Raw genomic sequence first — 5906 nt, forward strand, 5'->3', positions numbered from 1 at the left:
CCTTTGCAGGAACCGAACGTATAACAGATAAGGTTACTCGGTAGGTATCCAGTGCCGGTGGTGGACGACCAGCGCAGTATTTGAGGCTGAAACGCTGCCAAGTAATCGCTCACCTGAGATTGCTTCACTATGAAGGTGCCATGGTGATGCGATATTTCGTCTGGCACTTTCTCGACATCTGATACCGTCTTGTCATACAGCCCCGGGTGGATCGTGTCGGAGAGGTCGCAGATTTCTTGTATGCACCTGCGATTCTTCGGCATCGAATGCTTTTCGAACTTCATTTTCCCGACGAAGTAATCGACCTTCTGTTGAGGCGTCTGCGGGGCCTTATGGCCGAACGTCGTTGTGTAGATTGTCTGTCGAAAGTCGCCTACACAACAGATCGAGTCGACCATGACCTTGTTGAGTGATTTGATCACGTCGTAGTCCCAACCGACCAAATCCTGCACTTCATCAAAATAGACCCTTTGATAAATTTCTTTCAACCGCTTGGCAGGGGCATCTTTGGATAGCTTCGCAATGAGGGTCGCAAGCTTCGCCAAAAACCCGGAGTACGCCTTGGTTTTGCAGGGCGTCAGGTAATGCAGTGGATTGATCGTGCCGTCTTCCGATTTTTCAGCTCTGCCTTCAATGTAGTAGGTTGTACCTGGTATTAAGTGAGGGTTGTTCTCAGTGAACGAGATAGTCTTGATCCGATCTGGGAATACCTCGCTCTGATAGGGACGTACCATATCTTCCAGGTAAAAAGAGAACAGCCCTTTGACGACGAAGTGCTCACTGCTAGCACCGTACAGCTCAACAAAACGAGCGCGTAACTCTGCCTGATTATTGGTTGTATAGGTGACTACAAGCACACGTCCACCAGCCTTGATGGCCTCAATGGCTTCAGTAATGATCCTGTGCGTTTTCCCTGATCCGGCGCCTGCGATCCAGAGTTCGTTAGGCAAAATCGAGCACCTCGTCCAGAAAGGCTGGGTACTTGAAGTCCAGTGCGCCATCTAACAGTTTGACCGCAGAGTCGACCTTTCGAGCGCCTTTACCGTTGCCCTTTACGCTCTTGAACCAACGGATCAGATTCTCCCTTCGATCCTCCAGAGAGACCTCTGCGTTGTAGATATTGAAGGTTTCCGTCGACAAGACTTCCTTCGCGAAAGCGTCAAGGGTTTTGATGTCAACTGCGTTGGCATAAATCATCGCTGGCTCAAGCGAAAATTCGGCGTTGTTCATCGACGAGTACAGCTTGATGTTAGGGAACGCAGCGTATTCCAGACGTCCTTGTACAACGTTACCGTTATAGTCGCCGTCATTATCCCTGAGCACATGGATCTTAGTGCCGATCTCTTTACCCACCTCGATGAACGTCTTGAAACCTACACCGCGTACCACGATGATATCTATCCCGTCCTGCTCAGGCAGTCGGTTGTGTTTTCGTTGGTAGATTTTCTTGAGCACCAGTTCGTCCGACGGCCCCTCGACCAGGATGACCTTGCCCGACAGTGCCACCCGCAAGGTGTCGTAGCCAGGAAGACGCTTGAGGGTCTTCACCACTTTAGGGTCTAGCGTGTGCAGCCTTTTGTACCCTGACTGCACAAGGCAAATCTTGTCGATACTCAGCTTGTTCAACACATACGAGCTGTGGGTGGTCAGGAACAGCTGCTTGTCTCCTCGCTGGGTTTCGATGTAGTGCACCAGCTTGTTCAGATTGGTGTGAGATAGATGATTTTCGGGCTCTTCCATCATCACCAGATCGATGTCGTGGGATTTGTTCTGAATGGCCAGTTTGATCTGCACATTGCTCTGTTCACCCTTGCCGATGAGGTGAAAAGGCACATCATCGACCTCAAGCTGTAGGCCGGTCTGGATGGAGCCCGCAGGTAACGTACTTGCTGCAATGGTGAGCTTGCTATCGGTGATAAGGTGACCCGCATCAAGGCTGGCATTGACCGTCCTGACCTCCCCGGAGTTGTTAAACACCTGCAGGTTTTCACGATAATTGAGGGTCAGCTTGACGAGCTCTTCCTTCGCCAAAGCGGTGTTGAGGATGCTCGAAATGTACTGGTTCTTCCCCAGGGTTGGGTGGATACGTGTGGGGTCGATGTACAGCGCCTTAAACTTCTTAGCGATCGGCTTTATCGGATTCCAACCGAAATCGAGCCATTCCACCTTATAGAATTCGATCGGAATGCTGGTGATGTTCGGCTTGGTCAGCAGGTGGCTCTCGTATACGGCCTTCAGCGACGGGTCGAAACAGGCTTGTACCAAAACGCCCTGGGTGTCAGCCTTGAGGCTGTTGTTCGAGCCTCGGTACTCAGGCACACCGTCGATGTAGGCTTCGATGATAAGGCTGGGCAGGTGCTTGGAGCTCAAGTCTGAGGCGAGAAAACGAGTGACGGCATCCTGATTGAAAAGATCAGGGGAGAACTCGCCGTTGAAGGGCCGTCCACGATGGTTGTAATTGAGCACAATTTCTAACGCTTCCAAGATTGTGCTTTTACCAGCATTGTTGTCGCCGACGAAAATATTGACGTCGTCGTTGAATTCTAGAAGTTCGTCGCGAAATTTTTTGAAGTTGATCAGCTTGATTGCTTTAACGTGCACTCTAAATCCCTCTAGGCATCACTTGATAATGGCGTATTGCCATAGAAATCGAACCGTACCTTGGGTGGTGTGTGCTGTCCATATGACTATCAGCTGGAGACGAACGTCTAGAGCACTTTTGAATCACCTCTATTGCCATGGTCACATCCAATGACTGCTTTTGGCCGATTCTGTTGAAAAAGTAGCTGCTTCCCCATGCCTTCGGCAGAATTGCCCTGTCAGCGAGCGCGGGGGCGAACAGCATGATGGGGCAGTTACCGGGAGGACAGCAGCGCCTGTTCTACTCGTTCAATCTGGAAGATCACGCCCCGGCCCAACACCTCCTGCGCAGCATCGACCAGTGCTTGGATCTCAGTGATCTGCGCGCCTACCTGGCAGATTTCTATAGCCCCATCGGGCGCCCCTCGATTGATCCGGAGTTAATGGTGCGCATGCTGGTCGTCGGCTACTGCTATGGCATCCGTTCCGAGCGGCGATTGTGCGAAGAGGTGCACCTGAACCTGGCCTATCGCTGGTTCTGCCGACTGGGCCTGGAGAATGAAGTACCCAATCACTCGACCTTCTCGAAGAATCGCCATGGACGTTTTCGTGACAGCGATCTGTTCCGCTGGTTGTTCAATGAGGTGCTGCGGCGCTGCATGGCGGCCGGTCTGGTCAAGGGTGAAGGTTTCGCCGTCGACGCCAGCATCATCAAGGCGGATGCCAGCCGACAACGTGGGGTAGCGGGAGATGAAGTCGATTGGAGTGATCCAAAGCTCAGCAGCCGCGCCGTACGCGAGTACTTCGAAGCCCTTGATGAAGAGGCGTTGGCTGAAACCCTCCCCAAGAAGATTTCACTCACCGATCCGCTGTCTCGTTGGACAGCAGCGCCAGGCGGCCCGGCTTACTTTGCCTACTCCACCAACTACCTGATCGACACCGAGCATGGCGTGATCATGGATGTGGAAGCGACTCCGGCGCATCGTACCGCCGAGGTCGATTCGACCAGGACGATGGTTGAGCGTGTCGAAGCGCAGTTCGACCTCACACCGGAACGCCTCATCGGCGACACCGCCTATGGCACTGCGCCGATGCTGGCCTGGATGGTCGAAGAGAAGAACATCGAGCCGCATGTGCCGGTGTGGGACAAGACCGAACGCAAGGATGACAGCCTCTCCAGTAATGACTTCCACTGGAATCAGGAGGCCAATGAATACCGCTGCCCAGCCGGCAAACCGCTGCGCAGTGCATGGCGCACCTTCACCCAGCAACGGTCTCGGGTGACCAAGGCCAACACCATCATCTACCGCTCCAGCCAAACCGACTGCGCCACCTGCCCGCTGAAAGCGAAGTGCTGCCCCAATACCGCATTCCGCAAGATCGCTCGGAGCATCCATGAAGCGGCCCGTGACGTGGCGCGATGCATCGCCAAGACGCCGGAATACCTCGTCTCTCGTTGCGAACGGAAGAAGGTGGAGATGCTGTTCGCCCACCTCAAACGGATCATGAAACTCGACCGTTTACGACTGCGTGGACTGACGGGGGCGACTGACGAATTCACCTTGGCGGCGACTGTGCAAAACCTGAGACGTATGGCCAAGCTGCTGCCTCACGGGCCACCGATCACGGGATAGGTGCGCCTGCGGCGAGCAGAAACCCTCGAATTAACCCTCAGACCTGGGCAAGGAAGCTCAGTGAAACGCCGAAAGGCAACTTAAAGTGGCATCCAGCCACTTCGACAGCAGGCACATCCGACCGGCCGGCTGCCGCTGAACCTACTTTTTCAACAGAATCGGCCGTTACCAGTTATCCGAAGCGAGCTTAAAATCTGGATGGGTAATTCAAGCAAGGCCAAATAACCGCACCTGAACATTTTGGAAACCGTTTGTTCTGCGATAATTGAGGTCTGGTATGGCTATACCCTAGCCAGACATCCCGATACCAGTACTAACCTGCCTGGATAGGGTCGATTTTCGAATTATTTGGCATCTGTCTAGCTGCCTATAAGATCTCAGCTATACACATTTCGCTGGGAGGCAGCATGAACGGACAACGCATTGGTTACATACGGGTCAGTACTCTCGACCAGAATCCTGATCGTCAACTAGAAGGCGTTCAGGTGAGCAAGGTGTTCATCGACAAAGCCTCTGGCAAGGATACACAGCGCCCGCAACTTGAAGCGCTGCTCAGTTACATCCGCGAGGGTGACACCTTGGTTGTACACAGCATGGATCGACTGGCGCGTAATCTCGATGATTTGCGGCGCGTGGTGAAGCAGCTCACCGGGCAGGCTGTGCGCATCGAGTTCGTGAAGGAAGCGCTGACCTTCACTGGCGAGGATTCACCAATGGCTAACTTGCTGCTGTCGGTCATGGGGGCGTTCGCAGAATTCGAGAGGGCGTTGATTCGTGAGCGGCAGCGGGAAGGTATTTCTGTGGCGAAACAGCGCGGTGTTTATCGGGGGAGAAAAAAAGCGTTAAGCGAAAGCCGGATTGAAGAACTGCGGCTTCGTATTGAAGCCCGAGAACCGAAAGCCGCTCTGGCGCGCGAGTTCGGCATCAGCCGGGCCACCCTTTATGAATATCTGCGAGCTCCAGGCTAGGGAGTACAGCCTTATCCTCCAGAGAGGATCGTCAGGCCCTCGACGCCAGGCTCAGTAGCTGATTCCTGAGTGAAAAAGGTCCGCGCGTTTATTATTAGTCAGACCCATCCGATGTTGCTCATGCAGATCTTGGGATCAATCTGTTTTCGCAGTTGGTGGGCCTGTTTCACTGAGCAATCAATAGCTTCGGTGGTTCGGCAGCTGATCCCATCCAGAGGAAGAGCTTCACTAAGCGTAAGCCGAGCTTACCTCGCATGAAGGCATTGCCATCTCGCGGGGGTAGTACTATTGGAAGGGTAGGGCGGTACCGCTAGATCCTGCTCGTCTCGCATTATCAAGAGGTACAGAAGCTACCGAGGGGACAGCCAACGTTAGCGGGGGCTGAGCCGTATCTCGTGGCCTGAGGGCTGAGGGTACAGGTGGTACAGGAGCCGGCGTGGTACCACCTGTCCCCCCGACCCGTCAGGGAAGGTGTTACAGGGCAAAGCCCGGTAGCGCTGAGCTGTACCCCTTGTATCACTTGTATCGCTGAAAACGATGCTGTCTAGCTGGGGCTCGAGAGTCGCTCGGGGTAGATCCAGTAGAATCGTTCTTTACCCCCCTCTGGAAGCCGTTTTTGTGCTTGGTTCTTACCGGGCTCTCGCTTGACAATAGCACCGACAGAATCCAGCGCGCGCACTATGCGCCCTAGGTCGTATCCCTTCGCAGCCTCCTCAAGTCCTGA

4 protein-coding genes are annotated in these 5906 nt (G+C 53.9%); 2 read left to right on the top strand and 2 right to left on the bottom strand.

The features are described from left to right. The coding region (locus tag B597_RS44540; RefSeq protein WP_024162513.1) for a UvrD-helicase domain-containing protein at nt 1-950 on the bottom strand (950 nt) is incomplete at its 3' end. Next, nucleotides 943-2601, bottom strand: coding sequence for an ATP-dependent nuclease (locus B597_RS44545; RefSeq protein WP_024162514.1), 1659 nt, complete (start codon nt 2599-2601; stop codon nt 943-945). The genes B597_RS44540 and B597_RS44545, both read right to left, overlap by 8 nt. Before the next feature lie 242 nt (nt 2602-2843). On the opposite strand from B597_RS44545, the gene B597_RS44550 reads away from it, so the two are divergent. Together B597_RS44550 and B597_RS44555 are read left to right on the top strand one after the other, a co-directional pair. Beyond that, nucleotides 2844-4214 carry an IS1182 family transposase gene (locus B597_RS44550; RefSeq protein ID WP_031323807.1) on the top strand — a complete coding sequence of 457 codons (1371 nt, stop codon included), beginning with the start codon at nt 2844-2846 and terminating at the stop codon, nt 4212-4214. A gap of 407 nt (nt 4215-4621) precedes the next feature. Beyond that, nucleotides 4622-5182, top strand: a complete 561-nt coding sequence (locus B597_RS44555; protein WP_024162516.1) for a recombinase family protein — start codon at nt 4622-4624, stop codon at nt 5180-5182. The last annotated feature ends 724 nt before the right edge of the window (nt 5183-5906 follow it).

Origin of the sequence: Stutzerimonas stutzeri KOS6, from assembly GCF_000307775.2 — a bacterium.
GTDB classification, from domain to species: domain Bacteria; phylum Pseudomonadota; class Gammaproteobacteria; order Pseudomonadales; family Pseudomonadaceae; genus Stutzerimonas; species Stutzerimonas stutzeri_B.

Bases quoted from the DNA above. Each gene is read 5' to 3' on its own strand.
- B597_RS44550 (WP_031323807.1), top strand. From the start codon at position 2,844: ATGATGGGGCAGTTACCGGGAGGACAGCAGCGCCTGTTCTACTCGTTC.
- B597_RS44555 (WP_024162516.1), top strand. From the start codon at position 4,622: ATGAACGGACAACGCATTGGTTACATACGGGTCAGTACTCTCGACCAG.